Annotated in this window: 26 protein-coding genes and 1 tRNA gene; 10 read left to right on the forward strand and 17 right to left on the reverse strand. The window is 31.6% G+C overall.

Translation table 11 applies throughout. The features are described 5' to 3' along the window. Nucleotides 1-52 precede the first annotated feature (52 nt). Nucleotides 53-424, forward strand: coding sequence for a single-stranded DNA-binding protein (locus P9515_RS08690; protein ID WP_011821104.1), 372 nt, complete (start codon nt 53-55; stop codon nt 422-424). On the opposite strand, the gene P9515_RS08695 is transcribed toward P9515_RS08690, so the two are convergent. Together P9515_RS08695 and ahcY are read right to left on the reverse strand one after the other, a co-directional pair. Beyond that, the gene (locus P9515_RS08695) at nt 421-1,080 is read right to left on the reverse strand and encodes a DedA family protein (protein WP_011821105.1); all 660 of its coding nucleotides are present in this window, start codon (nt 1,078-1,080) and stop codon (nt 421-423) included. The genes P9515_RS08690 and P9515_RS08695 overlap by 4 nt on opposite strands. A gap of 2 nt (nt 1,081-1,082) precedes the next feature. After that, nucleotides 1,083-2,501 (reverse strand): adenosylhomocysteinase, encoded by a 1,419-nt coding sequence (ahcY, locus tag P9515_RS08700; RefSeq protein ID WP_041710798.1) that lies wholly within the window; start codon nt 2,499-2,501, stop codon nt 1,083-1,085. A 51-nt stretch (nt 2,502-2,552) separates the two neighbouring features. Between ahcY and tsaE the strand changes: the two genes are divergently transcribed. Beyond that, a complete protein-coding gene (tsaE, locus tag P9515_RS08705; protein ID WP_011821107.1) occupies nt 2,553-2,990 on the forward strand; it encodes a tRNA (adenosine(37)-N6)-threonylcarbamoyltransferase complex ATPase subunit type 1 TsaE in 438 nt (145 codons plus the stop codon). Here tsaE and P9515_RS08710 read toward each other — a convergent pair. After that, the gene (locus P9515_RS08710; protein WP_011821108.1) at nt 2,948-3,946 is read right to left on the reverse strand and encodes a carbohydrate kinase family protein; all 999 of its coding nucleotides are present in this window, start codon (nt 3,944-3,946) and stop codon (nt 2,948-2,950) included. The genes tsaE and P9515_RS08710 overlap by 43 nt on opposite strands. An 89-nt stretch (nt 3,947-4,035) precedes the next feature. Between P9515_RS08710 and P9515_RS08715 the strand changes: the two genes are divergently transcribed. Beyond that, the gene (locus P9515_RS08715) at nt 4,036-4,947 is read left to right on the forward strand and encodes an alpha/beta fold hydrolase (RefSeq protein WP_011821109.1); all 912 of its coding nucleotides are present in this window, start codon (nt 4,036-4,038) and stop codon (nt 4,945-4,947) included. Here P9515_RS08715 and P9515_RS08720 read toward each other — a convergent pair. The 6 genes from P9515_RS08720 to gyrB all read right to left on the reverse strand — a co-directional run bounded on the left by P9515_RS08720 (nt 4,932) and on the right by gyrB (nt 10,480). Then, nucleotides 4,932-5,933, reverse strand: a complete 1,002-nt coding sequence (locus tag P9515_RS08720; protein ID WP_011821110.1) for an RpoD/SigA family RNA polymerase sigma factor — start codon at nt 5,931-5,933, stop codon at nt 4,932-4,934. The genes P9515_RS08715 and P9515_RS08720 overlap by 16 nt on opposite strands. A 100-nt stretch (nt 5,934-6,033) precedes the next feature. Continuing rightward, entirely contained in the window at nt 6,034-7,443 is a 1,410-nt protein-coding gene (mgtE, locus tag P9515_RS08725) for a magnesium transporter (protein ID WP_011821111.1), read from the reverse strand. Between the two features lie 42 nt (nt 7,444-7,485). After that, nucleotides 7,486-7,815 (reverse strand): CrcB family protein, encoded by a 330-nt coding sequence (locus P9515_RS08730; protein WP_011821112.1) that lies wholly within the window; start codon nt 7,813-7,815, stop codon nt 7,486-7,488. After that, nucleotides 7,812-8,183: a FluC/FEX family fluoride channel gene (locus P9515_RS08735; protein WP_041710664.1), complete on the reverse strand. Its 372-nt coding sequence runs from the start codon at nt 8,181-8,183 to the stop codon at nt 7,812-7,814. The genes P9515_RS08730 and P9515_RS08735 overlap by 4 nt, the downstream gene beginning before the upstream one ends. 3 nt (nt 8,184-8,186) lie before the next feature. Continuing rightward, the gene (locus P9515_RS08740; RefSeq protein ID WP_011821114.1) at nt 8,187-8,516 is read right to left on the reverse strand and encodes a hypothetical protein; all 330 of its coding nucleotides are present in this window, start codon (nt 8,514-8,516) and stop codon (nt 8,187-8,189) included. Continuing rightward, the gene (gene gyrB / locus P9515_RS08745) at nt 8,513-10,480 is read right to left on the reverse strand and encodes a DNA topoisomerase (ATP-hydrolyzing) subunit B (RefSeq protein ID WP_011821115.1); all 1,968 of its coding nucleotides are present in this window, start codon (nt 10,478-10,480) and stop codon (nt 8,513-8,515) included. The genes P9515_RS08740 and gyrB overlap by 4 nt, the downstream gene beginning before the upstream one ends. A gap of 153 nt (nt 10,481-10,633) precedes the next feature. Between gyrB and miaA the strand changes: the two genes are divergently transcribed. The 4 genes from miaA (at nt 10,634) to cysE (ending at nt 13,984) form a co-directional block, all read left to right on the forward strand. Next, complete coding sequence (gene miaA, locus P9515_RS08750; protein ID WP_011821116.1) at nt 10,634-11,533, forward strand: tRNA (adenosine(37)-N6)-dimethylallyltransferase MiaA; 900 nt, start codon at nt 10,634-10,636, stop codon at nt 11,531-11,533. 54 nt (nt 11,534-11,587) lie between these two features. Beyond that, nucleotides 11,588-12,175: a translation initiation factor IF-3 gene (gene infC / locus P9515_RS08755; protein WP_011821117.1), complete on the forward strand. Its 588-nt coding sequence runs from the start codon at nt 11,588-11,590 to the stop codon at nt 12,173-12,175. Nucleotides 12,176-12,260: 85 nt separating this feature from the next. After that, on the forward strand, nt 12,261-13,247 hold the full coding sequence (locus tag P9515_RS08760) for a GntR family transcriptional regulator (RefSeq protein ID WP_011821118.1): 987 nt from the start codon (nt 12,261-12,263) through the stop codon (nt 13,245-13,247). Nucleotides 13,248-13,249: 2 nt separating this feature from the next. Further along, entirely contained in the window at nt 13,250-13,984 is a 735-nt protein-coding gene (gene cysE, locus P9515_RS08765) for a serine O-acetyltransferase (RefSeq protein WP_011821119.1), read from the forward strand. Nucleotides 13,985-13,991: 7 nt separating this feature from the next. Here cysE and secA read toward each other — a convergent pair whose 3' ends face one another. Continuing rightward, nucleotides 13,992-16,823 (reverse strand): preprotein translocase subunit SecA, encoded by a 2,832-nt coding sequence (secA, locus tag P9515_RS08770; protein WP_011821120.1) that lies wholly within the window; start codon nt 16,821-16,823, stop codon nt 13,992-13,994. Nucleotides 16,824-16,999: 176 nt separating this feature from the next. Here secA and P9515_RS08775 point away from each other — a divergent pair, with 176 nt between their 5' ends. Continuing rightward, complete coding sequence (locus P9515_RS08775) at nt 17,000-17,455, forward strand: GNAT family N-acetyltransferase (RefSeq protein WP_011821121.1); 456 nt, start codon at nt 17,000-17,002, stop codon at nt 17,453-17,455. A gap of 238 nt (nt 17,456-17,693) precedes the next feature. Here P9515_RS08775 and P9515_RS08780 read toward each other — a convergent pair whose 3' ends face one another. The 6 genes from P9515_RS08780 to psbZ all read right to left on the reverse strand — a co-directional run bounded on the left by P9515_RS08780 (nt 17,694) and on the right by psbZ (nt 21,253). Then, a complete protein-coding gene (locus P9515_RS08780) occupies nt 17,694-18,125 on the reverse strand; it encodes a nuclear transport factor 2 family protein (RefSeq protein ID WP_011821122.1) in 432 nt (143 codons plus the stop codon). Nucleotides 18,126-18,197: 72 nt separating this feature from the next. Beyond that, entirely contained in the window at nt 18,198-19,160 is a 963-nt protein-coding gene (locus P9515_RS08785; RefSeq protein ID WP_041710802.1) for a hypothetical protein, read from the reverse strand. Nucleotides 19,161-19,317: 157 nt separating this feature from the next. Beyond that, nucleotides 19,318-20,364: a UDP-glucose 4-epimerase GalE gene (galE, locus tag P9515_RS08790; protein ID WP_011821124.1), complete on the reverse strand. Its 1,047-nt coding sequence runs from the start codon at nt 20,362-20,364 to the stop codon at nt 19,318-19,320. A 32-nt stretch (nt 20,365-20,396) separates the two neighbouring features. Further along, nucleotides 20,397-20,468: transfer RNA gene (locus tag P9515_RS08795), tRNA-Gly, on the reverse strand. Between the two features lie 62 nt (nt 20,469-20,530). Continuing rightward, nucleotides 20,531-21,007, reverse strand: coding sequence for a 6,7-dimethyl-8-ribityllumazine synthase (gene ribH, locus P9515_RS08800; protein ID WP_011821125.1), 477 nt, complete (start codon nt 21,005-21,007; stop codon nt 20,531-20,533). 48 nt (nt 21,008-21,055) lie between these two features. Then, nucleotides 21,056-21,253, reverse strand: coding sequence for a photosystem II reaction center protein PsbZ (psbZ, locus tag P9515_RS08805; RefSeq protein WP_011821126.1), 198 nt, complete (start codon nt 21,251-21,253; stop codon nt 21,056-21,058). 142 nt (nt 21,254-21,395) lie between these two features. Here psbZ and mutS point away from each other — a divergent pair, with 142 nt between their 5' ends. Beyond that, the gene (mutS, locus tag P9515_RS08810) at nt 21,396-24,140 is read left to right on the forward strand and encodes a DNA mismatch repair protein MutS (RefSeq protein ID WP_011821127.1); all 2,745 of its coding nucleotides are present in this window, start codon (nt 21,396-21,398) and stop codon (nt 24,138-24,140) included. A gap of 20 nt (nt 24,141-24,160) precedes the next feature. Here the strand turns inward: mutS and P9515_RS08815 are convergent, their stop codons facing one another. Beyond that, on the reverse strand, nt 24,161-24,784 hold the full coding sequence (locus tag P9515_RS08815) for a precorrin-8X methylmutase (RefSeq protein ID WP_011821128.1): 624 nt from the start codon (nt 24,782-24,784) through the stop codon (nt 24,161-24,163). Between the two features lie 64 nt (nt 24,785-24,848). Between P9515_RS08815 and holA the strand changes: the two genes are divergently transcribed. Continuing rightward, the gene (gene holA, locus P9515_RS08820; RefSeq protein WP_011821129.1) at nt 24,849-25,850 is read left to right on the forward strand and encodes a DNA polymerase III subunit delta; all 1,002 of its coding nucleotides are present in this window, start codon (nt 24,849-24,851) and stop codon (nt 25,848-25,850) included. Nucleotides 25,851-25,885 lie beyond the last annotated feature (35 nt).

The raw sequence follows: 25,885 nt of genomic DNA on the forward strand, positions 1-25,885 counted from the left end.
AAAACTTTAAGCAAAAACAAAAAAAATGAGTAATATAGAAAAAAATTAAATTATGGAAATTAACACTATAAATTTGGTTGGCAGAGCCGGAAGAGAACCAGATGTAAGATATTTTGAGTCAGGGAGCACAGTAGCTAACTTCACCCTAGCAGTTAACAGATTAAGTAAAGGTGATGAACCTGACTGGTTCAATCTAGAAATATGGGGTAAACAAGCACAAATAGCTGCTGACTATGTAAAAAAAGGTTCCTTGATTGGTATTACAGGAAGTTTTAAAATTGATAGTTGGAAAGATAAAAATTCAGGTGAAGATAGATTTAAACCTGTAGTAAGGGTGGATAGATTAAATTTATTAAGTTCTAGGAAAGAGACAGATAATAGTAATTTTACAAATAATAATAACTCTGGAGATATTCCTTTTTAAGATATATTTTTTTTATAAAGTCTCATAAAAAATTTTATTAACAAATAAACAATTATCAGAATTAGGATAGGTTTTAAAATATATTTAATTTGATCTAAATAAGTTTCAATAATTTGATAATTTTCACCAAATACAAATCCTGCATAAGTTAATAATGCAACCCATATCAAACTTCCTAAGCTCGTCCAAATTAAGAATTTTCTAAGAGGCATCAGTTCCATTCCAGCAGGAACTGAAATTAATGTTCTTATCCCGGGAATCAATCTACCCCAAAAAACTAATGAAACTCCATATTTATCAAACCATTTTTTACTTTTAATAAGATCATTAGATGTTATTCCTAAATATTTTCCTCTTTTATCTAAAAAGTTTGAAATTCTCTTTTCATTTGCTAATTTACCCAAATAATACCAAGGGATAGAACCTAATATCGTCCCTAATAAGCCCCAAAAAACCAAAAGATAAAAATTTAATTTTTGTTGGAAAACAAAAAATCCACCTAAAGGCATTATTATTTCCGAGGGAATCGGAGGAATGATATTCTCCAAAAACATCGCTAAACCTATCGTAAGGTAAGCAATTAATGAGTTTGTTTCTACAGCCTTACTGATATATTCAGGAATGGAAGTGAGTAAATTAATAAAAATTAAACTCAACTTTAGTATCTATATAGTTCTGGTTTATAAGGTCCTTCAACAGAAACATTGATATAGTCAGCTTGCTCCTTAGTTAATTTTGTTAACTTGGCACCAATTTTATCTAAATGTAATCTAGCAACCATTTCGTCTAAATGTTTTGGCAATACATAGACTTCTTTTGAATATTCTTCTGACTTATTGAAGAGTTCGATTTGAGCCAATACTTGATTAGTAAAAGAATTACTCATAACGAAACTTGGATGGCCTGTTGCACAACCTAAATTAACAAGTCTTCCCTCCGCTAAAAGAATAATTTTATTCCCACTTGGCAAAGTAATATGATCGACTTGAGGCTTAATATTTTCCCATGGGTAATCTTTTAAGGAAGCAACATCAATTTCGTTATCAAAATGTCCAATATTGCAAACTATCGCCTCATCCTTCATCCTTACGAGATTATCGTTAGTTATAACTTGATAATTACCAGTAGCAGTAACAAATATATCTATATCTTCAACAACATCCTCTAATGTTACAACGCTAAATCCCTCCATAGCTGCTTGAAGAGCACATATTGGGTCTACCTCCGCAACTTTAACTATTGCTCCAAGTCCTCTTAATGATTGAGCAGAACCTTTTCCAACATCACCAAAACCAATGACTAAAGCAACTTTTCCTGCAATCATTACATCTGTAGCACGCTTTATGCTGTCAACTAGAGATTCTCTACAGCCATATAAATTATCAAATTTACTCTTAGTAACTGAATCATTTACGTTTATAGCTGGAAATGGTAATGCATTTTGTTTTTGCAATTGATACAATCTTGCAACACCTGTCGTAGTTTCTTCAGTTACCCCAATAATATTTCCCTTAATACGAGAATAAAAATTACTATCCTCTAGCAATTTAGCCTTGATTGATTTAAACAAAGCTATTTCCTCTTCATTACTAGGATTATCTAAAACTGACAAATCTTTTTCTGCTTTGCTACCTAGTATTAATAAACCTGTTGCATCTCCACCATCATCCAAGATCATGTTGGGAGAATCTGTACCCCAATCTAAAATGTAGTGTGTGTATTGCCAATATTCATCTAAGCTCTCACCTTTTTTTGCATAAACGGCAATTCCTTGTTCTGCAATAGCTGCAGCAGCATGATCTTGGGTTGAAAAAATATTACATGAGGCCCATTTGACTTGTGCACCAAGTTCAACAAGCGTCTCAATCAAAACAGCAGTTTGAATAGTCATATGCAAACTACCTGCTATTTTTGCACCTTTGAGAGGCTTATCAGAATGATGCTTCTCTCTTAGTGCCATTAATCCAGGCATTTCAGTTTCAGCAATTTTAATCTCTTTACGTCCGAAATCAGATAGAGAAATATCTGTAATAACGTAGTTTGGTATAGATGTTTTAATCGAGTTAGCAATAACCATTTCTAAAAAAATTCTTATCATTTAAACTATAAATGATTTTTATGTAATTTTGTGTTTATTGGGAATTTAATAGAGACAATTCAATTAGGAAAAAAATTCGCTCAAGAATTAAATCCAAAATCAATTATTTTATTACAAGGTCCTCTTGGAGCAGGAAAAACTTCTTTTGTCCAAGGTATCGCAGATGGGCTTTGCATTAAGGAGGATATTACAAGTCCAACCTTTGCTTTATCGCATCATTATAACTCGGGAATAACTCCACTAATTCACTTAGATTTATATAGGCTAGAAAATAAATTTATGGCAAAAGAATTATTTATATCCGAAGAAGAAGAGGCTATACAAAATGAAGCAATAATGGTTATTGAATGGCCAGAGTTGATAGAGCCAGTTCTGGATAATTTCTGGAAAATAGAAATAAGTTACGCTCCAAATTTTGGGAGAAATTATAAAATCTGGGATCCTAAAAATTCATTAACCTTTGAATAATCTGGTTGCTGCTCAATCGCGCCCTCACCAAGACAAGTTATTAACCCACAAACACCTGCAAACCTAACACAATTTTGTATTTCTGATTCATTTGAGGGGTAATCAAACGAAAGTAATTGTGAAATTAATCCAGCTAAAAAAGCATCGCCTGCTCCGGTTGTATCAATAATTTTTGATGAATTAATTACTTTAGTATTCCCTTGCATACTGTTAATAAACCATTTAATGGGATTTGCTCCATCCGTAATTATCACATCAGGATGGTTTAACATTGTTTTAGATATTTCCAAAGGATTATCAGTTTTAAAAAATAAAATTGCTTCCTCTTTTGCCAACTTTAAAATATGAGCATGATTTAAAAAATTCCTAATTAAGTAAACTCTCTCCTTTTTACTAGTTTCTGATGAATCACTTGCAAAATCCCAAAAAACTTCTCGCCAGTTCAAATCAATTACTATTTTCACATGAAATTTATTAGCTAGATTTAATAGAAACTGAATAGACTCTGTTGATATTAAGGAAGATAATATAATCGTTCCACAAACAATATATTTTGTTTCTAAAAAGAGTTTTTCTAAACTTTCAACATCTTTCTTAATTTCATTAATGGCAAGCGCTTCATCAGCAAAAACTGTATTTAAACTTGTATCAAAACCAGAAAAGTATCGATCTCCATTACTATCTCTGTTTACCTTGACAATACGCGTAGGTAAATTATTATCCAATTGCAAAAAATTGGTATTGACTTCTAATTCTTTAAATTTTTCAATAAATTTTTTACCAAATTCATCATTTCCTATACGTCCAATAAATGCTGAGTTTATTTGTAATTTTCTTAATGCGCAAACAACATTTGCAGGGGCTCCTCCCAAAAAATCTGTAAATTCTTGATTTGAATTATTCTTGATTCTGTCTATTAAAGCCTCTCCAATGCAAACAACCTTTGTTTTTTTCATATTCTAAAAATTTACCTAAAATAAGAATAATTAACAAAAAACAAATATTTTTTTTTTGAATTAAAGTTTAATTAATATTTCTTCTTTTAATGGCTTTTAAATCATCCGAAACTTGGAAATGGAAGAACTGGGATATATCATGGGCCTCATCAAAACCTTCATCTAGTAATAATTTAAATATTGTATTAATCCATGGTTTTGGAGCATCAAAATGGCATTGGAGACATAATCAAAATTTCCTCGGAAATATTTATAATTGCTATTCAATTGATCTATTAGGTTTTGGAGAAAGTAGCCAACCTAGGGCCTTATTAGATTATGAATCTTATAAGGAAAATCATATTAAATATTCTTTTGACCTATGGGGTAGTCAGATAGCTACCTTTTGTAATGAGGTAATAAAATCTCCGGTTTATTTAGTAGGAAACTCAATCGGTGGCATTGTGTCTTTAAAAGCTGCCGAAATTCTGAAAGAAAATTGTATCGGCCTTGTTTTAATTGATTGTGCCCAAAGAACAATGGACGATAAAAGACTTAAAAGAAGCGATGTATTAATGAACTTATTACGTCCGGTAATAAAAACATTAGTGAGTAAAAGAATTATAAGTAACACCCTTTTTGATAGAGCTGCCAATCCAGCAGTAATTAAACAAATCCTTAAAAAAGCGTATCCCTCCGGAAAAAATATAGATGAAGAATTAATAGAAATTTTATATCACCCTTCTCAAAGAAAAAATTCAAAAGAAGCATTTCGTGGATTTATTAATTTATTTGATGATTATCTTGCAACAGACCTATTTGAAAAAGTTTATGCTCCCATTCAGTTGATTTGGGGTGAAAAAGATCCATGGGAATCCTTAAATGAAGCAAAATCTTGGAAAGATAAATATAAAAATATTAAGAGACTTGATGTTATTAAGGAAGTCGGACATTGTCCACATGATGAAAATCCTGAGGAAACTAACAATTTAATAAATCAATTTATTCAAGAAACGAAATAGGCTTCAACATTCTCACTGAGTCTACGTAAACCTCTCAAACCATCTCTTTCTAAATTTCTTACTCTATCTCTACTGATACCTAAAACACGTCCAATACCAGTTAGAGACATTGGTTCATCTCCATCCATTCCATATCTCATTCTTAAAACTCTACATTGAAGATCAGGCAGCTGATGAAGTAGAGAATGAAGATCACCTCTCATACAATCCATCTCAATTTGTTCGTCAGGCAAATCCTCTCCTCCAGCTAGTAAATCTAGTAATACTGTATCTTCGCCATCACCAACCTTAGTTTCGAGACTCACTGGCTGGCCCGCTTTGCACATTAAATCCTTAACATCATCTTCAGGTAATTCAACATATTTCGCAAGTTCGCTAATTGTAGGCGTTCTTGACATTTCTTGACTCAATTCTCGTTGCCCTTTTTTTAACTTATTAAGCATTTCGGTGATATGAATAGGTAATCTAATAGCTCTACTTTTTTCCGCAATTGCTCTAGTAATTCCTTGCCTAATCCACCAATAGGCATAAGTTGAAAATTTATATCCTCTTGCAGGATCGAATTTTTCTACCCCCCTTACCAATCCAATTGTTCCTTCTTGAATTAAATCAAGTAGTTCCATATTTCTCTTAGTATATTTTTTGGCAACACTAACAACAAGTCTTAGATTTGCAGCAACCATTCTTTCTTTCGCACGTTGACCAGCTCTGAGTCTTTTTTTAATTTGTGATGAAGATAAATTTAATTTTGCGGCTAATTCTTCAACTGAGGGTTTATTATCTGTCAATTCTATGATTTCAAGCTCAGCCCTCTCAACTTGCATGTATTCTTGAACTTGTCTCCCTAGAGTTATTTCTTGCTCATGTGATAGTAGTGGAACTCTTCCAATATCTCTCAAATATGACCTTACCAAATCTACATCGTTGCTAGATTTGAGAGAAGATATATTAGCTAATTTATTCTCAACTAATGTTTCGGATGACATAAAAGTTAATCTTGTTTTGTAAACAATACCATTAAGAAATGTAAAGTTAAACAAAAAAATCCACAAATTTACAAAAATGAGAATAAATACCTAGTGGTTTTTATAAAATAGAGGCATTCAGAAGCCAATTTGCCGTACTAAGGTAAATAAACACTCCAGCTATATCTGTCACTGTCGTAATAAATGGGGACGACATTAGAGCAGGATCTAATCCCATTCTGTCAAAAAGCAAAGGAAGAATAGCTCCCGCAGTTGCCGCTAAAGTAGTTATTGATATTAAGCTTATTCCTACTGCTGAGGCAATTAAAGGCCCCTCACCTTGCCACCAAGCGAAAGGGAAAACTACTAACATCATTAAAATTCCTAATAAAGCTCCAGTTATAGACTCCTTTATTACAGCTTTAACTGCACCTAATGATTTTAATTTTTGTGTGCTTAAGCCTCTTATAACAACCGTTGAACTTTGAGCTCCAACATTACCTCCAGTACCAATCAGCAACGGAATAAAAGCAGCTAACAAAACTATTTCTTTTAGAATTTGATCATTCATCGCAATGACTTTTGTGGTTAATCCGTTAGCAAAAACTAAAATCAAAAGCCACAGTATTCTCCTTCGAGCAATTGTAAATAAACCACTTTGAAAATAATCATCTTCATCACCAGGCTGAACGGCGCCTGCAGCATAAATATCTCGAGTGGCTTCTTGTTCAATAACATCGATCAAGTCATCAACAGTAACAATTCCCACAAGTCTTTTTTCTTTATCTACAACTGGAAGAGCTAAAAAATCATATCTTTGAATAGCTCTAGCGACCTCTTCCTGATTAGTATTAGTAGAAATATTGACGACATCTTTTGTCATCACATCACCAATAGGCCGACTAGGTTCCGCTGTAACTAAATCTCTTAAAGATAAAATCCCAGTCAAGTGTCTTTCTTTATCCGTAACATACAAGCTGTAAATTGTTTCGGTAAATGCAGCCCTTTTCCTTACTAACGACAATGCCTCCTCAGCCGTTTGCATTTCTTTTAAGTCTATGAATTCAGTAGTCATTAATCTACCCGCAGTCTCGGGCTCATATCCTAATAATTCTGCTGTTACTTTTCTTTCGCCGGGACTTAATGCAGATAAAAATTTTCTTACAACTTTTGCAGGTAACTCATCGAAAAGTTGAACCCTATCATCAGGAGACATTTTTTCAACGATTTCCAAAACTTCTCCTGATCGAAGTCTATCAAGTAGTGTTTGCTGAACAATTGGATCTAAGTATTCATAAACCTCAATTGCTTCATTTTTTTTTAATAGTCTAAATGCAAGTGCCTGCAGTATCAAAGGAAGACTTCCAATTGCATCTGCGATATCAACAGGTTGGGAAGGCTCGAGTAATAATTTTGCTTCATCATAATTTCCTGCAACAAGTAATTCTTCAAGTTGAACTGTAATCTTTCCACGAGTAGTTAAATCTGCCGATAAAGAAGTAATCACCTCGAGATTATTATTGTCTTCCATAATATTGCTCTAAATCGGGGTAACACTAGCATTATATAAAAATTAAGTCACTTTTCTACCTAGTAAAAAACCTGCGTACATTATTATTAAATTCAGTACTATTATTATATTTAAATAAAAAAATAATTTTAGAAAGTAACCTTGAATAGAAATCTCATATAAAAAAAGTACGAAACCACTAAACGAAGTAAAACAAGAACAAAAACCTGTTAATAAAATTTCTTTTTTTAACTTACTAACTCTTCTTGAAATCACAAAGCCATATACAAAAGAACCGATAACTCCTACTAGTAAATTATTATTTAAAAAGAACCTTAAAAATGAAGCTAGGTATGCAAATAATAGTATTTTAAAAAAAAAGATTTTGTTCAATTTTTAAGAATTAAGATTATAAAATATCCTAAAGAAAAAAATAAAAATGATAAAACAAAAACTTCAATATAATAAAAGATTAAATTTAAATATTTTCTTTTTTGAATTAAATTAAATAATTGGTATATAAAAGATGAAAAAGTACTTAAACAACCTAAAAAACCAACAGAAAATAATAATAAAAAATTATTATTAGTTGGACTTAATGCTACGCAAATACCCAAAAATAACGAGGATAAAACATTCACTATTAGAGTATTATTATAGTAAGTTCCTTGATTTATTTTAAAATTATATTTGATGAATAACCTTAATATTAATCCGAAAGTACTCCCCGCTAAAATATGAATAAATGCAAATTTATCCAAAATCTACATTTTTATCCAACCTTTTGTAGTCTTGTTAGGGTGATCTATAAATCGATTTGTTGCCAATTCTACTCTTGCCCAAACATCTCTCTCATTGACAACCCATTTACGTAAAATTGATAATGATTCGCCAGAGTTTAGAACCATTAATTTTTTAGCATGAGTTCTCGGATAAGAATAAAGTGAACAACTTCCATTCAATATTATTTCTTTTGAATTATTAAGAACATTATATTCATTTAAATTCCTTTGAATTCCCCCTGCAGGAAGAGTTATGGGGCCAATTAAAGCAAATCCTATTAAACAAATATTTTTTATCATATTTTTTATCATATATCTAATGTTGCTATATCTAGATTGGCACTATGAGTTTCTATAAATTCTCTTCTTGGTGCTACTTTATCTCCCATTAGAATATTAAATATTCGATCTGCTTCTAAAGCATCTTCTATTTCTACTTTTTTCATCATTCTTGTCTCAGGATTCATGGTTGTATCCCATAATTGTTTTGGCATCATCTCACCTAATCCTTTAAATCTTTGGATATTGTAGTTAGCTTTTTCTCCAAAGTCTTCAATGGTTTTTTTCAATTGACCTTCGTTATAACAATATTTATGATTTTTACCCCTTTCCACTTTATATAATGGCGGACAGGCAATATATATGAAACCTTTTTCAACCAGTTCTCTTTGATATCTATAAAAAAACGTTAGTAGAAGTGTTCTTATATGAGCTCCGTCGACATCAGCATCAGTCATTATCACAACACGATGATATCTTAGAGAATTTACATCAAACTCTTCACCCTTAATGCCAAGGCCCAAAGCAGTTATTAGTGATTGAATTTCTGTATTTTTATATATTTTAGTATCATCAGTTTTTTCAATATTTAATATTTTGCCTCTCAAAGGCAAAATTGCTTGGAATTTTCTATCTCTTCCTTGTTTAGCTGAACCTCCAGCAGAATCACCCTCAACTATATAAATCTCTGAGCCTGAAGGATCTCTTGAGCTACAATCTGCCAATTTACCAGGCAAAGTAGAGCTCTCAAGAACACTTTTTCTCCTTACTAAATCCCTTGCTCGTTTCGCTGCCTCTGCTGCATTAAAAGATTGAATTGCTTTTTCTAAAATCAAATCGAAAACATTAGGATTGAATTCCATATATTTTGTTAGTGATTCGCCTATGAGCGAATCCACTATTCCTCTTACTTCAGTGTTTCCCAATTTTGTCTTAGTTTGTCCTTCAAATTCTGGATCTGGAACTTTTACAGATAACACGACAGTCAACCCTTCTCTGATATTTTCTCCTGATAAATTTTTGTCAACTTCCTTTCGTTTACCTCTTTTTTTAGCAATGGCATTAAAGGTTCTTGTCAATACTGTTTTTAAACCTTCTATATGTGTGCCTCCGTCAATAGTTCTGATATTATTTGCAAATCCTAAAATGTTATCTGAATATACATCTGAACACCATTGAAGAGCTGCCTCTACATAAACATTATCTTTTTGAGAGTCAACATAAATAATCTCTGAATGAATCGATTCCTTTTCTTTATTGATATATTGAACATACTCTTTAATGCCACCATCATATAAGTAAATTTCTTCTTTGAAAGAACCATCTGGTAATTTTTGTCTCTCATCTATAAATATAATTTTGACGCCGCCGTTAAGATAAGCTAATTCTCGTAATCTTGAAGATAAAAGAGCATAATCAAATTCAATCCCATCAGTAAAAATAGTTGTATCTGGCTTAAAACAAATTATCGTACCTTTTCTTAAAGATTTATTCTGCTGCTTCTGAGTTTTTAATTCCCCTTTTGTTATACCTCTCTCGAATCTTTGAGTAAACTCACTTCCTTCTCTAAAGACAGTAACATTAACCCACTCACTTAAAGCATTAACCACAGAAATACCAACACCATGTAAACCACCGGAAACTTTATATCCACCACTGCCAAATTTACCCCCTGCATGAAGAACAGTAAGCACAGTTTCTAGAGCGCTCTTTCCAGTTCTTGGATGTATATCGGTAGGGATACCCCTTCCATTATCAGAAATGGAAGCTGATCCATCATCTTTGAGAACTATTTCAATTTGATCACAATGCCCAGCTAGTGCTTCATCTACTGAATTATCTACTACTTCATATACTAAATGATGCAACCCCCTTGGACCGGTCGAACCTATGTACATACCTGGTCTTTTACGAACAGGTTCTAACCCCTCTAAGACCTGTATCTGTTCAGCACCATAATCATTAGAGATTTTATTAGATCTTTTTTCCTCACTCATTTAATATAAGAATAAATAATAAAACTTTTAAAATGTTATTTTTAAAAGGCCTTTCATTAAATTTACCATCGGTATAAGAGAAAGGCTTGAAGTAAATGCAAAATTTAATCACTTTAATTATATGAATCAATTATTTCTTTTCAAGAGTCACACATGCTTCCTTCAAAACCACTAGTAATAGTTTTAATCGGGCCGACAGCAAGTGGCAAAACTGAGCTAGCAATAGATATCGCTAAATATTTTAATATCCATATACACAATGTAGATTCTAGACAAATTTATAGATTTATGGACATCGGCACAGCTAAACCAACGAAAGTTCAACAAAGAGCTATAAAGCATTTTTTAATAGATGTTGAAGATCCCTCAGTAAAAGTAAATGCAAAGCAATTTCAAGAAATTGCCACAAAATCAATAAATCGAGAATTAAATCAGAAAAAAACACCCTTTCTAGTTGGTGGTAGCGGATTATATATGAATTCAATAATAAAGGGATTTTTTGCACCAGATGTTCCTCCTCAAAGTTTTCTGAGGTCCCAATTCGAAAAATTAGGTCAAGAAAAATGTTGGGAACTTCTAAAAGTTTGTGACCCTGAATTAACAAAAACAATTAATTATGCCGATCAAATAAGAACCATAAGAGGTTTAGAAGTCTTTTATGTAACTGGTAAAAGAATGTCATCTCAAAGATTCCAAAACCCTCCTCCATGGAGAATCTTAGAATTGGGTATAAATAGAGTAGATTTAAAGGAAAGAATTTTCAAAAGAACAAAAAACATGTTTGAATTTGGAATTATAGAGGAGACCAAAAATATCATTAATCAATATGGATCGACTTTGCCTTTACTAGAAACGATTGGATATAAAGAGGCAAAAAATGTAATCAAAGAAAATTTAACAATTGAAGAAGCTATTGAATTAACAACAACTAAAACAATCCAATTTGCTAAAAGACAAAAAACATGGTTCCGTAATAAGAACAATGCAATATGGCTTAACAACAAAAACCTACTAAAAGATGCAATAATTAAGATAGAGTATGCTTTAGGTTAACTTTATAAAGTATTAGATCATGTTCATCATCAAAAAATCATTTTAAGAAACTGAATGCCACCACGTCCACGCTTTGATCGCCGAGCTCCCGTTAGAGAGCTCCCAAATATTAACGAAAGAATAAAATACCCTCAATTAAGAGTTGTTGATTCAGATGGAAAACAATTAGGAGTAATAGATAGAATCAAAGCATTAGAAATTGCTAATCAGAGAGAGCTAGACCTAGTTTTAGTCAGCGAAAAAGCTAATCCACCTGTTTGTAGGATTATGGATTACGGAAAATATAAATTTGAGCAAGAAAAGAAAGCAAAAGAAGCAAGAAAAAAATCTCACCAAACTGAAGTTAAAGAAGTAAAAATGAGATATAAGATTGATAAGCATGACTATGACGTAAGAATAGGGCAAGCTGTTAGATTTTTAAAAGCAGGCGATAAAGTCAAATGTACTGTAATTTTTAGAGGCAGAGAAATTCAACACTCAAATTTAGCCGAAACACTTCTTTTAAGAATGGCTAATGATTTAGAAGAGCAATCAGAGGTTCAACAAAGGCCAAAAAGAGAAGGTAGAAACATGATTATGTTTTTAAGTCCCCGAAAAACACCTTTAATTAAAAAAGAAGAAGATGCAAAAGAAAATAATTAATCTACAAGAAATTCACCCAAAGATTATGACAGATGTTAAAGTGCCACCTAAGGTAATTTAAGAACTAAATTAGGTATTTTCTAAAGTGAGATTCCATATTCAACAAGAAATTGATATTCCGGCTTCGATACAGTTATACAATCAGATTTGCTTTGCAATTGCAGCCAGATATTATCCTCCTGGACACCGTTTGCCAAGTACTAGACAATTAGCGATGCAAACAGGGCTTCATCGTAATACTATCAGTAAAGTTTACAGACAACTCGAGATGGATGGTGTTGTTGAAGCTATAGCAGGTTCAGGTATTTATGTAAGAGACAACCTTAAAAAAAGTGATTTTAAAAAATCTTTTAATTCAAAAAACAACTCTAATCGAGCTCCTGATCAAGAAGCAAAAAAAGCAATTGATAAATTAATAAAACTTGGGTGCACTCTGCAAGAAACACGAAATTTTTTAACTTACGAAATTGATTGGCGTATAAAATGTGGGTCAAGAATATTAGTAAGTACTCCAAGGGAAGATATAGGTGCCTCCATGTTAATTGCAGAAGACCTCTCTCCAAAAATCAATGTCCCAGTTGAAGTTATTCCCATGGAGGAATTAGAAAAAGTTCTTTGCAACTCAAATAATGGAACAATTGTTACAAGTAGATATTTTTTGCAGCCTTTAGAAAAACTAGCAAAAAAATATAGAGTAAGAGCCATAGCAGTTGATTTGAGCGACTTTCAGAAAGAATTAAAGATAATAAAAGAATTACAACTTGGTAGTTGTGTTGGCATTGTGAGCATTAGTCCTGGACTATTAAGAGCAGCAGAAATTATCATACACAGTATGAGAGGAAGTGACATAGTACTTATGACAGCTATTTCGGATAACAGCAGTAAATTACTTACTCTTTTAAAATCTTCAAATTATGTAGTCTGCGACGGACCTAGTTTATCGGTTGTTGAAAATGCTCTTATCAAAAACCGTTCCCAACTAATGAGAATGCCACAAATTATATGTGCAAAAAATTACTTAAGTATCGAAACAATAAATCAATTAAAAACAGAAATAGGAGTGATTAATTAACTATGTTGAGAAATTTTAGATCGGACATTGAAATAATAAGAGAAAGAGATCCAGCAGCAAGAGGTATTTTAGAGATTTTCCTTTGCTATCCTGGTTTCCAATCAATTGTAATGCATAGATTAACTCATAAATTATGGCTATTAAAAGTACCTTTAATTCCTAGAATATTAAGTCACTTGAATAGATTATTTACTGGAATAGAAATACATCCAGGTGCAAAAATAGGGAAAAAAGTTTTTATAGATCATGGGATGGGAGTTGTGATTGGTGAAACAGCTGAAATTGGCAACAATTGCTTACTTTATCAAGGAGTTACTTTAGGGGGCACTGGCAAAAGTCATGGGAAAAGACACCCAACTTTAATGGAAAATGTAGTAGTAGGAGCAGGAGCAAAAGTCCTCGGTTCAATAATAGTTGGGCCTAATACTCGCATTGGGGCAGGTTCTGTTGTTGTTCGTAATGTAGAAGAAAATAGTACTGTTGTTGGCATCCCTGGAAGAGTAGTTCATCAAAGTGGTGTCAAAGTTAATCCACTAGCACACTCTGCGTTACCAGATGCTGAAGCCAGTGTCATTAAAAACTTAATGGATAGAATTGATCAACTCGAGAATCAAGTTCTTAGATTAAATAAAACCTTAAGAACTTTAGTGAAAACAGAATCTATGGATATTACAAAAATCGGTGATGCACAAAATATAAAAGACAAAGAAATAATAGAATTCTTAGGAGATAATTAAATTAATTTCAACTCTTAGTTTCTTTTTCACTTTGCGGTTGAAACATAAACATTGAATAAATAACATTCCTTCTCATATTTGTCATCATTTCAAGAAACATATCATAACCTTCATTTTTATATTCAATTAAAGGATCCTTCTGACCATAACCTCTTAATCCTACAGATTCTCTTAAAGAATCCATCGATTGAAGATGTTCTCTCCATAAATTATCAATTTGTTGAAGAATAAAAAACCTCTCAGCTTCTCTCATTAAACCTGGACGAAATTGCTCTATTTGAGCTTCCTTCAAATCGTATGCGATACGTAATTGCTCTTGAAGATAATTTTTTAATTCTTCAACTGATAGAACACTAACATCAGTTGATTTGAGATTATTTAATAAATAAATAAATTCTTTTACTTTAGAAATCAATTGCTCAATATCCCATTCTTCTGGAGGTAAATCAGGATTTATATAAGCTTCTACAATTTCTTCCATTGTTCTATCTCCATATCCTAAAACTTGTTTCTTCAAATCACTACCTTTTAAAACTCGTAATCTCTCATTATAAACTGCTTTTCTTTGGTTATTCATTACCTCATCATATTCAAACACTTGTTTTCTAATATCATAATAATAAGTTTCAACCTTCTTTTGAGCACTTTCTAAAGATCTAGTAAGCATTCCTGACTCAATAGGCATATCTTCATCTACCCTAAAAGCATTCATTAAATTTGCTACCCTGTCACCCCCAAATATCCTTAATAAATTATCTTCCAAGGATAAAAAGAATCTAGTACTTCCTAGATCTCCTTGTCTCCCTGCTCTTCCTCTAAGTTGATTATCAACTCTTCTTGATTCGTGTCTTTCAGTTCCAATAACATGAAGACCTCCAGCTTTTCTTACATTTTCCTCTTCATGAACTAATACCTTTTCATATTCATTTTTTACATCTGACAAAGCATCTCTAAGAGATTGTATGAGTTTATCCTCAGTAGGTGCCTTTTCAGCAGCAGTAGCAATTCTATCGTCTAATTCCAAAATAGTTAAAGTTCTCTCTCCCCAACTCTTAACAAGTTCATTAGATAATAAAGATAATTTTCTTGTCGTATCTTCTCCTAACTGACATGGGAAAAGACTGGCTCCGCTACTTTTACTATTCTTATTTGAAATTGACTCACTCTTTGAAGCAAAACCTCCACCAGCTTTTGAACTTCTTTGTTGGGGTATCGGTGGCTTATGCTCATTATCTGGTTTAACAAGTAATGGCATTAAAGTTTCTTTTAATTTTAACCTTGCCATATAATCACTATTACCACCAAGAATAATATCAGTACCTCTTCCAGCCATATTTGTAGCAATGGTTACAGCGCCTGATCTTCCTGCCTGAGCTACGATTTCTGCCTCACGTTCAACATTTTCTGGCTTCGCATTTAGTAAATTATGAGGGATTTGCTGTTCAAATAAAAGCGAACTTAATAACTCACTTTTCTCGACACTTGTTGTACCCACTAAAACAGGTCTGCCATTCCTATGTATTTCTGCTGTTTCATTAGCGACTGCTTTCCATTTTCCTATTTCTGTTTTAAAGACTTGATCAGCCCAGTCTTGTCTCTTCCTAACCTGATTAGTTGGAACAACTGTTGACTCTAACTTATAAGTTTTTTCAAATTCCACTTCTTCAGTCTTAGCAGTCCCTGTCATACCAGCTAAACCTGGATACAGCAGGAAAAAATTCTGATAAGTTATTGATGCTAATGTCTGAGTCTCAGGCTGAATTTTGAGACCTTCTTTTGCTTCGATTGCTTGATGTTGGCCATCACTCCATCTCCTTCCCGGCATAACCCTTCCTGTAAATTCATCAACTATTACTGCTTCGTCTTTCTTAATGATATAGTTTACATCCTTCACAAATAATTCTTTAGCCTTTAAAGCATTAGTAATATAATGCGCCCATGGATCTTGAGGATCATATAAATCATTAACCTTGAGTGACTCCTCACATTTAGCAAATCCTTGATCAGTCAATATACAACTACGTTGTTTTTCATCAACTTCATAATCACCCTCAGGATCAATACCATCTTTACTCAACTCTTTTGCCTTAATTAGAGATAAAGCTAATTCTGCAGCTTTTTGATATTTTTCTTGAGGTCTTTCAATTTGACCAGAAATAATCAGAGGAGTTCTAGCTTCATCAATTAAAATTGAATCAACCTCATCTATCACGCAATAATTAAATTTTCTTTGAACTACTTCTTCAATCTCAGTAGCCATATTATCTCTCAAATAATCAAAGCCTAATTCAGAATTGGTGGCATAGGTTATATCACATGCGTAATTTTTTTTTCTTTCAGCAGGACTCATGTCTTGCTGAATTAAACCTACAGATAATCCTAAAAAACGATGCACTTGTCCCATCCACTCTGCGTCTCTTCGAGCCAAGTAATCATTAACTGTCACCACATGTACACCTTTACCAGTTAAAGCATTTAGATAACAAGGCAGAGTGGCAACAAGAGTTTTACCTTCACCGGTTTTCATCTCAGCAATTTGCCCCTCATGAAGAACCATTCCACCAATTAATTGGACATCAAAATGACGCATTTCTAAAACTCTTTTACTTGCTTCTCTAACAATCGCAAAAGCTTTTGGTAATATTTCTTCTAATTTTTCATTTTGTCTTTTGATATTTATTTCTAATGAAACTTTTGATTTAAGATTATGAGTCTCATTTCTTAATTCGTCATCAGTAAGTATTGATACTTCTTCTTCTAATAAATTTATTTCTTCAACTATTGGTTGATATCGCTTTAACTTTCGTGTATTTGGATCTCCCAACAAAAGTTTTAGCATGATCGTTTGTCCTCTAAAAATTAATCCTATTACAAACATTATAAATTAGTACGTTACAACTAAATGAGTAAATCTTATATCTCTTTATTTTTTTAAAAGTTATCGATTAAGGTATTTAAGTCAAAATTCCCAAATAAGATATTACATTTATCTCAAAATTCTATAATCTCACATTAATGAACAAAGTATTTTTAATTAAGCATTCTAAAGGAGCTCTTGGATTGAGATTGTTTGGATTAGGTCCAAATCTTAAGCCCACCAACGGATTATTTAAACTAAAGCAATTTTTACATCGTAATACATTTTGGGCTAAGGATAGAACAATTAATGACCTGAAGAAATGTCTTGCTAACAGCGATATCATTATTAGTATATGGTCTAATAATCAACCAGTTGGCTTTGGGAGAGCCTTATCAGATGGTATCTACAGAGGTGTTTTATGGGATATAGTAATCGATCAAAATCATCAAGGAAAAGGCTACGGAAAAATGATTGTGAAAAATATTTTAGAGTCAAAACAAATTAAACATACAAAGAAAATTTATTTAATGACTACGAGCAAAAAATTATTCTATTCTCAACTTGATTTTAAAGAAGTTAACTCTCAAACTCTTTTAGTACGCGAAATATAAATTTCTTTTAAACTATAAGCCATTCTAAAACCAAATAATTATGTATGACATTTCTTAAACCCCTAAAAGTAAGTAGGGATCTTAAGATTTTATTTTTAAAAATTGAATAAAAAAATAACTAGACTAACCAATTAGTACTCACTGAAATTCACTATTAAGGAATAAATCTAAAGATTTGAGATTAATTTCCTTTAAAAAGTTTTTCAATAATTTAGAAATTTTTTTATCAAATTTCAATTTAAGATATAAATTTTGAATAAAGCCATCTTATGAATGGGCCTAAAACAGGTAGTGGGCCAAATGTAGGACCACAAAAATCAAAATAATCTCTATGTTCTTTTATTAATCCATTTTTTGAAAATATTAAACGTGTAATGCCCGGATAAATAAATTCTTTACCCATTATCTTTAAACCCATAGTCCACTCTATGAATCCACAATCCTCATTGATTGAAATTGCATGAGTTTCTAAAAAAATATCATCACATCTTTTAATTAACTTTTCTTGAGCCGCAATATATGCATCTAATCCTCTTGTTTCCTGAGTAGGGTCAATGAAGGTAATATCATCGTTATAGAATTCTGCCCATTTTTGTTTAGAAGGAGCATCTTGCCCATAAGGCTTATTAAATAATGCTTTTAATTCCTCTATAGAAATAGTTTTTGTCATATTTAAAACAGGATCAATTTCATCTTACACATTTTAAATAAGTTAATGACATGAATAATTTTTTTATTTTTTCTATTGATCATTATTAGGATCCCAATAACAACCTCTATCAATGCCAAAGTAACCTTTTGGTTTTTCATTCATAGAGGGATATTTCCAAAATTCATTATAAAAATTCATAAATACTGGTTCTTGGTCCCATCTCTTACCCTTGATTCCAAACATTATTTGAGTTGCGCCACCTAAATGGATACTTTTTTTTCCTAACTTTTTAATTCTTGAAGCCAAAGGAAAGCCATACGCTCCACAACCAATTAAAGCAATGTCAAAATCTGTTTGACAAGTTTCTTCTGTTAAGGCATCTAATGTTTCAAACCAATTCGAAAACCTATAACTATCACCGGGAAGTGTTTGAGGTGCTTTTATTAATTTCAATTCGAATTTAGGAAGAACTTTTTTATCTTTGAAAATATTAGAACGGTTTTGTTTATATTGATCGTAAATACTTTCCGTAAAAGGATGGACTACTAATACTTTTAATCCTTCTAGGGCTTCAGACCAAGGATTATTTGATAGATAAGGTTCAATACAATCTAATTTGCAAACCTGCGCATTTGGCAAATACTTTTGATATTTAGACTCACCTTTAACCCAAGAGGCTAATAGATCAACACTCTTCATTGAAGAAATCATTTCCTCTCTAAACAAACCAATATTTTTTTGGGTAACTGGATAAAACCCAGATTGTCGATGAATATCATTCAAAAGACAATTTTTAGAGAAAGGATATCTCAAAGTTAAAGACCATTCATGTAATTTTTCTAGTGAATTCATTTTTAGAAAATTTTCATAGTGAATGAGAGTATCAATCTCTGTCCAACCAAATCTTCCAACCATAAAAGGTTCATGTGATTTGATAAACTTAAAAATTATTTTGTTTGTATCAGTCCTAGATAATTTCTTAGGTTGAATATCAATCAATCTTTGATAATTAGAATATGTATATAACTCGGACCTTATAAATGGCTTAGTCAAGAGCTTGACAATAAATCTTAGAGATTTTTTTATTAACCTCTTTAGTAATTTAATCATTGGTAGATAAGAACCTAAATCAATAAAATATACTTACCTTATTATGGTGTAATAATTTTATTCTATTTACTTTTCATAGGAGATTTTAAGTTCAATTGATTTATTTGTTGGAGTTAAATTTTTTCTTAAAAAGATACCAATTCCAAGCAGTCCGTATGATGCTTTCTAAATCTTGGAATTCTGGTTTCCATAACAATTCCTTCTTCGCTTTTTCAGGCGAGGAAATAAGTACAGGGGGATCGCCTTGCCGTCTTTTGGATTGTAATATTCTAATTTCTTTCCCAGTAACTTTTTTTGAAGCATCTATAACTTCCATTATTGAATATCCTTTACCATTTCCAAGATTATAAATTGATAAACTTTTATCATTCATTATTTTATTTAAAGCCAAAACATGAGCTTTTGCTAAATCACTTACATGTACGTAATCTCTTATACATGTGCCATCAAATGTTGGATAATCAATACCATTAACCTTTAAAAAACCCTCTTTATCAGAAAGAGCCTCAAGTACTAAAGGAATCAAATGTGTTTCTGGATTATGATCTTCACCAATGTCCCCATTAATGTCCGCGCCTGCAGCATTGAAGTAACGAAGTATGGATACAGGCAGCTCATAAGCTTTGTGATAATCAATTAAAATTTTCTCCATCATTAATTTACTCCTTCCATAAGGGTTGATCGGATTCTGTGGAGTCCTTTCAATTATGGGGATTTCGGCTTCTAGAGGTATCCCATATGTCGCACAAGATGAGCTAAAAACAATCGGGATTGGTTGAGAGTTTCTTTTTTTGGAATCTTCCAACAAAGCCTCTAAGAGGCTGATTGTTTCTACTAAGTTGTTTTTATAGTATTTAGCAGGGTCAACAACAGATTCCCCCACATAAGCGTAAGCAGCAAAATGCATAATCCCCTTTATATCTTTACCTCTAGTTAGGGGATGTTCTCCTGAAAAAAGTTTTTTTAAAAGTGGCTTGTCGCCTACTTGACCAATTACTAAAGGAACTGCTAAGACATCCTCGACAATATTTCTATGACCATAAACTAAATTATCTAGTACGATAGGTTCAAAACCTTCATTCTGAAGTTCTCTTACAGTATGAGAGCCAATATAACCTGCACCTCCAGCAACTATTACAGTAGACATATATCAACCTGTCTTTAACATAATTTTTGAAAAGCGGATGAAGAGATTCGAACTCTCGACATTCTCCTTGGCAAGGAGATGCTCTACCACTGAGCTACATCCGCACAACTCTATTATTTTATCTTAAAAAAGGAATGAAATGAACATAATCTTACTTTTTTTGAAACTAATTTAAATTTTTGATTAGAGAACCCATTTCTATTGCCTGTAAAGCATAATTCCAACCAAGATTATTTTTTATACCAGCTCTTTCTAAAGCCTGCTGCATACTATCAGTCGTTAAAACACCAAAAATAATTGGAACATCATAATCATATGAAACTTGCGCAATTCCCTTACTTGCCTCAGAAATAACAACATCATAATGAGAGGTTTCTCCTCTAATAACAGCTCCAAGAGAAATTAAAACATCGTAGTTTGATTTTTTCAAAAGTGTTTTCGCTGCTATTGGTAGTTCGAATGATCCAGGTACCCAGACTATATCAAGTGTTTCACTTGTTTCTGAGGTATCTAAACCATGCCTTTTCAAACAATCAAGGCAACCAGATAATATTTTATTAGTAATTAAATCATTAAACCTTGCAACAACTATGCCCACTTTCAAGTTTGAAGCAGTAGTAAAAGATCCCTCAAAGATAGCCATTAAATTTTCTTCGTTATATAACTAGACTCTCATGAAAAGGTATTAAGTTCAAACTAAAGATGAAACAATCCCTGTAGCAAAAACTAAAACCACCCAAACTGCAGCAATAGAATATATTTTTCTTCTACTTTCTTTCTGGCCTTCTTCAGTAGAGGGTTGAGTTACATATAAAACAGGAACTCCAACTACTGCAATAAGAGAAGAAAATAAAAGAGCATTTACAAAGAAAAAATTAACTGCCTGCATGATTAGACTTACTTTTGAAATATTATAGATACTATGATCTCACGAAAATGAATATTTTTGGAGAAAATTTACATACGTTTAGTCAGTTATAAAATGCAAAACTAAAATTAGTCCCTAATATCTATTTATAAATAATAAAAAAATGCAAGACGAAACTATAATTCAGAAAGAATTATTTGCAATCAATAATGAACTTAAACTTCCAAAGAGCTCGAGTAAAATTTCTGATAATTTATCGACTGAAGAATTAAAAAAAGAGTCACAGAGAAGGCCGAGACAAAGAAAAAATGCCACCAATGTAATTAACAAATTCAAGAATGAGTTACATAATAAAAGCAGGGATAATTGCATTAATGAAAAATCTTTCAGTTATAAAACAGTTGAAAAAGAAAAATTAACTCCAATTCTCAAGCATTATGTAAAATTAAAAGAAGAAAACAGCGATAGATTGTTGTTATATAGATTAGGTGACTTTTTTGAATGTTTTTTTGAAGATGCTGTACTTATATCTAACCTATTAGAAATAACATTAACCAGCAAAGATGCTGGGAAAGAAATTGGGAAAATCCCTATGGCGGGGGTCCCTCATCACGCAATGGAGAGATACTGCGCAGAGTTAATTAAAAAAAATAATTCGGTTGTTATTTGCGATCAGTTAGAAAAAAGTACTGGAAATTATGGTACACCATTAAAAAGAGGAGTAACAAGAATAATCACCCCTGGAACTGTAATTGAAGAAGGTATGCTGGTTGCGAAAAAAAATAATTGGATAACAGCAATCCACTTATCAAAAAATATTTCTGAAAATCTAGATGAATGGGGTATTTCAAGAGCAGATGTGAGTACAGGAGAGCTATTAACAATGGAAGGTAAATCACTTCCAAAGTTATTCGATGAACTTGTTAAGTTAGATACATCAGAGATCATAATTGGAAGCAATGAAGAGAAAAGTTTATTAGAAGAACAAAATGAAAACATCACATATACCGTTACGCAAGAGACTTTTTTCAGTATTAATGAAGCAAGTTCAACTATAAAAAACTATTTCCAAATTCTAAGTCTAGAAGGTCTAGGGCTCAAAAATTTAAACAATGCGACCAAAGCACTTGGTGGCCTACTAAATTATCTAGAGAAAATCAATCCTTCCAATTTAGAGAACGATTCTTCTCTAAGAATTTCTTTAGATTTCCCACAAATACAATTTCCAAAAGATCATTTAATTATTGATTATCAAACTCAAAAAAATTTAGAAATAAAAAATACACAACGAGAAAACAATTATGCAGGTTCGCTTCTTTGGAGTATTGACAAAACATATACCTGCATGGGCGCAAGATGTTTAAGAAGATGGATAGATTCTCCATTATTAGATATTGATGAAATTTGTAAAAGACAAAATATTATTTCAAACTTTTTAGAGTCTAAAAAGTTAAGAATAGATACCCAAAATATACTTAGAGCAATGGGCGATTTAGAGAGACTTTCGGGAAGGGCATGCGCTGGTCATGCAAGTCCAAGAGATTTGATAGCAATATCTGAAGGCTTAAAAAAATTACCTAAATTAAAGTCAATTGTTAATTTATTTAAGTATAAAATCCCATCTTGGACGGATCAATTAAAGAATGTTGATAATGAACTTCTAGAATTAGCAGATCTAATAAGTTTCAAACTTGTAGGAAATCCCCCTTTAAATACTAGTGAAGGCGGAATTATCCATGATGGAGTTGACAATGTACTAGATGGCTTACGTAATTTAATCGACGATTACTCAGATTGGTTAAATGAAGAAGAATTAAAAGAAAGAAAAATTAGTAAAATCTCGAATTTAAAGATTCAATTTCATAAAAACTTTGGTTATTACATTTCAATAAACAAATCAAAAGTTAATTTAGCACCAGACCATTGGATTAAAAGGCAAACTCTTACTAATGAGGAGAGATATGTAACTACAGAAATAAAAAATAAAGAAAGTAAAATATTTCAAGTAAAAAACCGGGCAGCGGCAAAAGAGTATGAATTATTTTGTGAGATAAGAAATCTTGTAGCTTCAAAAACAAAAAAAATTAGATCCATCGCAAAATCTATAGCGTGTATAGATGCATTACTCGGTTTATCCATTACATCATTAGAGAATAATTTCATAAAACCTACTCTTTTACCCATTCAAAATTCAACGACCCAACAAAGTACAGAAATTATTAAAGGACGGAATCCCATCGTTGAACAATTATTAACTAATAAAGAATTTATATCTAATGATATTTTGTTTAATAATAAGCAAAAATTAATAATATTAACTGGTCCAAATGCTAGTGGAAAAAGCTGCTTTATTAGACAAATAGGTTTAATTCAAATTTTATCTCAAATTGGTAGTTTCATCCCTGCAAGTAAAGCAAATATACAAATTGCGGATCGAATATTTACAAGAATTGGAGCTGTAGATGATCAATCTTCCGGGCAGTCAACATTCATGGTAGAAATGTCAGAGACAGCATCAATACTAAACCAAGCGACATCAAACTCTCTTGTTTTACTTGATGAGATCGGCAGAGGGACATCTACTTTTGACGGATTATCCATAGCGTGGTCAGTGAGTGAATATCTTGCAAAAAAAATTGTATGTAATACCATTTTTGCTACTCATTACCATGAACTTAATTATCTTAAAAATACAAATAAAAATGTAGAAAATTTTCAAGTATTAGTTAAACAGAAAAAGGATCAACTATATTTTTGTCATAAAATAACAAAAGGTGGGGCAAACAAAAGTTACGGTATTGAAGCTGCAAAGTTAGCTGGGGTTCCCAAAGAAGTTATCGATAAAGCTAAATTAGTTTTAGATTATTTAGAAAAAAATAATCAGTTAAATTCTCAAATACAAATTTAAAAAATAATATAAACAATAGTTTAAATAGTTTCTCTCAATAAGGCATTAACCGCTGCTGCCGCCATTGCAGCGCCTCCTCTTGTTGATTGGACGACAATCCTTGGATAATTGGTATTAAGTAATTTATTTTTACTTTGTTTTACCCCAATAAAACCTACAGGCATTCCAATAATTAAACTAGGAATCTGTTTTGAATTTGTCAGAATCTTTAATAAATTAACTAATGCTGTTGGAGAACTTCCAATCACAATAATTGGTGATTGACTTCCTACATTTTTGGTAGACAATTCAATCCAACCTTTTTCTATCCCATAAGCAGTTTTAGTCAATCCTAAAAAGTTTTTATCATCAAACCATTGTTTCGCCGAAACAACTAAGTTTCCATTTGTATTTTTTGCCATTGATTTTATAGCTGCTGCTGCCATATCAGTATCAGTCAGTATTGGTGCGCCGTCTTTTAGGGATTTCACAGCTTTTTCACAAGCACCTTCGCTAAATTCCAAGAGTTTCTGAATATTAAAATCACCTGAGGTATGCACTAATCTTTCTAAAACTTTATTTTCTAAATAATTAAAATTATTTTCAATCAAATTAGATCTTATAAATCTAATACTTTCTAAAAAAATAGGATGATCTTTTATCATTAAAATTAAATTTATCTTATATTAAAAGTAAGCATAATTGTAATAAGGCTCTTTTTTATCCAATATGCCAATACAAATAATTTGGGGAAACGATTTAAATGCATGTAATAAGTTTATTAAAAAAATAATTGATCAAAAGGTATCCAAAATTTGGATAGAAATAAACGTTAGCTATTTAAATGGTGATGACGATAACCAAATAAAACAAGCATTTGATGAAATACTAACACCTCCTTTAGGCGATGGATCAAGAGTAGTTGTATTAAAAAATAACCCAATATTTACTAACAAAAATGAGGATATAAGGATCAAATTCGAAAAAATTTATCAAAATATTCCAGATAATACTTACTTTATTTTGCAAAACATCAAAAAACCAGACTCAAGACTAAAAAGTACCAAATTCATTCAAAATTTAATTAAAAAAGATTTAGTACTTGAAACTTCATTTTCATTACCAGATATCTGGGATTATGAAGGCCAGAAAAGATACTTAGAAGTCACAGCAAATTCAATGAATATTCAACTAGGGGAAGGAGCTGCTGAATTAATTATGAAATCAATAGGAAATGATAGTTTTAACTTAAGGAACGAATTAGCTAAAGCGAAGATATATTTATCTGCATCCAATAGGAACGAAACTAAAGAGCTTATTCTGAAAGTTGATGAAATTAAAAATATATTTAATGATCATCAATCAAATATTTTTAAAATAATTGATCATCTTTTACAAAATAATATTAACGAAAGTCTTATCGATATTCATTATTTATTAAAAAAAGGCGAGCCTGCTTTAAGGCTTAATGCAGGATTAATAAGTCAAATCAGAATTCATACCATAGTAAAGTTACTTCATAAATCAGGTGAGCAAGATTTACCAACAATATGTAAGATTGCTAATATATCAAATCCAAAAAGAATCTTTTTTATCCGTAAGAAAGTAAATAATACATCCTCAAATTTCTTAATTAAATTGATGAGTAATTTATTAGATATTGAATTCTCACTAAAAAAAGGTAATAATCCCTTTAATGTTTTTACAGAACATCTCGTTAACTTAAGTTAACCAAATATTAAGTTAGAAAATTTATATTATGATTA

The organism is Prochlorococcus marinus str. MIT 9515 (assembly GCF_000015665.1).
In the GTDB taxonomy this organism is placed as follows: domain Bacteria; phylum Cyanobacteriota; class Cyanobacteriia; order PCC-6307; family Cyanobiaceae; genus Prochlorococcus_A; species Prochlorococcus_A marinus_P.

Coding starts and splice junctions, on each gene's coding strand:
- mgtE (WP_011821111.1), bottom strand. CDS start 7,443: ATGGAAGACAATAATAATCTCGAGGTGATTACTTCTTTATCGGCAGAT.
- ahcY (WP_041710798.1), bottom strand. CDS start 2,501: ATGGTTATTGCTAACTCGATTAAAACATCTATACCAAACTACGTTATT.
- P9515_RS08780 (WP_011821122.1), bottom strand. CDS start 18,125: ATGACAAAAACTATTTCTATAGAGGAATTAAAAGCATTATTTAATAAG.
- galE (WP_011821124.1), bottom strand. CDS start 20,364: ATGTCTACTGTAATAGTTGCTGGAGGTGCAGGTTATATTGGCTCTCAT.
- infC (WP_011821117.1), top strand. CDS start 11,588: ATGCCACCACGTCCACGCTTTGATCGCCGAGCTCCCGTTAGAGAGCTC.
- secA (WP_011821120.1), bottom strand. CDS start 16,823: ATGCTAAAACTTTTGTTGGGAGATCCAAATACACGAAAGTTAAAGCGA.
- P9515_RS08690 (WP_011821104.1), top strand. CDS start 53: ATGGAAATTAACACTATAAATTTGGTTGGCAGAGCCGGAAGAGAACCA.
- gyrB (WP_011821115.1), bottom strand. CDS start 10,480: ATGAGTGAGGAAAAAAGATCTAATAAAATCTCTAATGATTATGGTGCT.
- cysE (WP_011821119.1), top strand. CDS start 13,250: ATGTTGAGAAATTTTAGATCGGACATTGAAATAATAAGAGAAAGAGAT.
- P9515_RS08815 (WP_011821128.1), bottom strand. CDS start 24,784: ATGATAAAAGATCATCCTATTTTTTTAGAAAGTATTAGATTTATAAGA.
- P9515_RS08720 (WP_011821110.1), bottom strand. CDS start 5,933: ATGTCATCCGAAACATTAGTTGAGAATAAATTAGCTAATATATCTTCT.
- psbZ (WP_011821126.1), bottom strand. CDS start 21,253: ATGCAGGCAGTTAATTTTTTCTTTGTAAATGCTCTTTTATTTTCTTCT.
- P9515_RS08710 (WP_011821108.1), bottom strand. CDS start 3,946: ATGAAAAAAACAAAGGTTGTTTGCATTGGAGAGGCTTTAATAGACAGA.
- P9515_RS08740 (WP_011821114.1), bottom strand. CDS start 8,516: ATGATAAAAAATATGATAAAAAATATTTGTTTAATAGGATTTGCTTTA.
- P9515_RS08715 (WP_011821109.1), top strand. CDS start 4,036: ATGGCTTTTAAATCATCCGAAACTTGGAAATGGAAGAACTGGGATATA.
- holA (WP_011821129.1), top strand. CDS start 24,849: ATGCCAATACAAATAATTTGGGGAAACGATTTAAATGCATGTAATAAG.
- ribH (WP_011821125.1), bottom strand. CDS start 21,007: ATGGCTATCTTTGAGGGATCTTTTACTACTGCTTCAAACTTGAAAGTG.
- mutS (WP_011821127.1), top strand. CDS start 21,396: ATGCAAGACGAAACTATAATTCAGAAAGAATTATTTGCAATCAATAAT.
- P9515_RS08775 (WP_011821121.1), top strand. CDS start 17,000: ATGAACAAAGTATTTTTAATTAAGCATTCTAAAGGAGCTCTTGGATTG.
- miaA (WP_011821116.1), top strand. CDS start 10,634: ATGCTTCCTTCAAAACCACTAGTAATAGTTTTAATCGGGCCGACAGCA.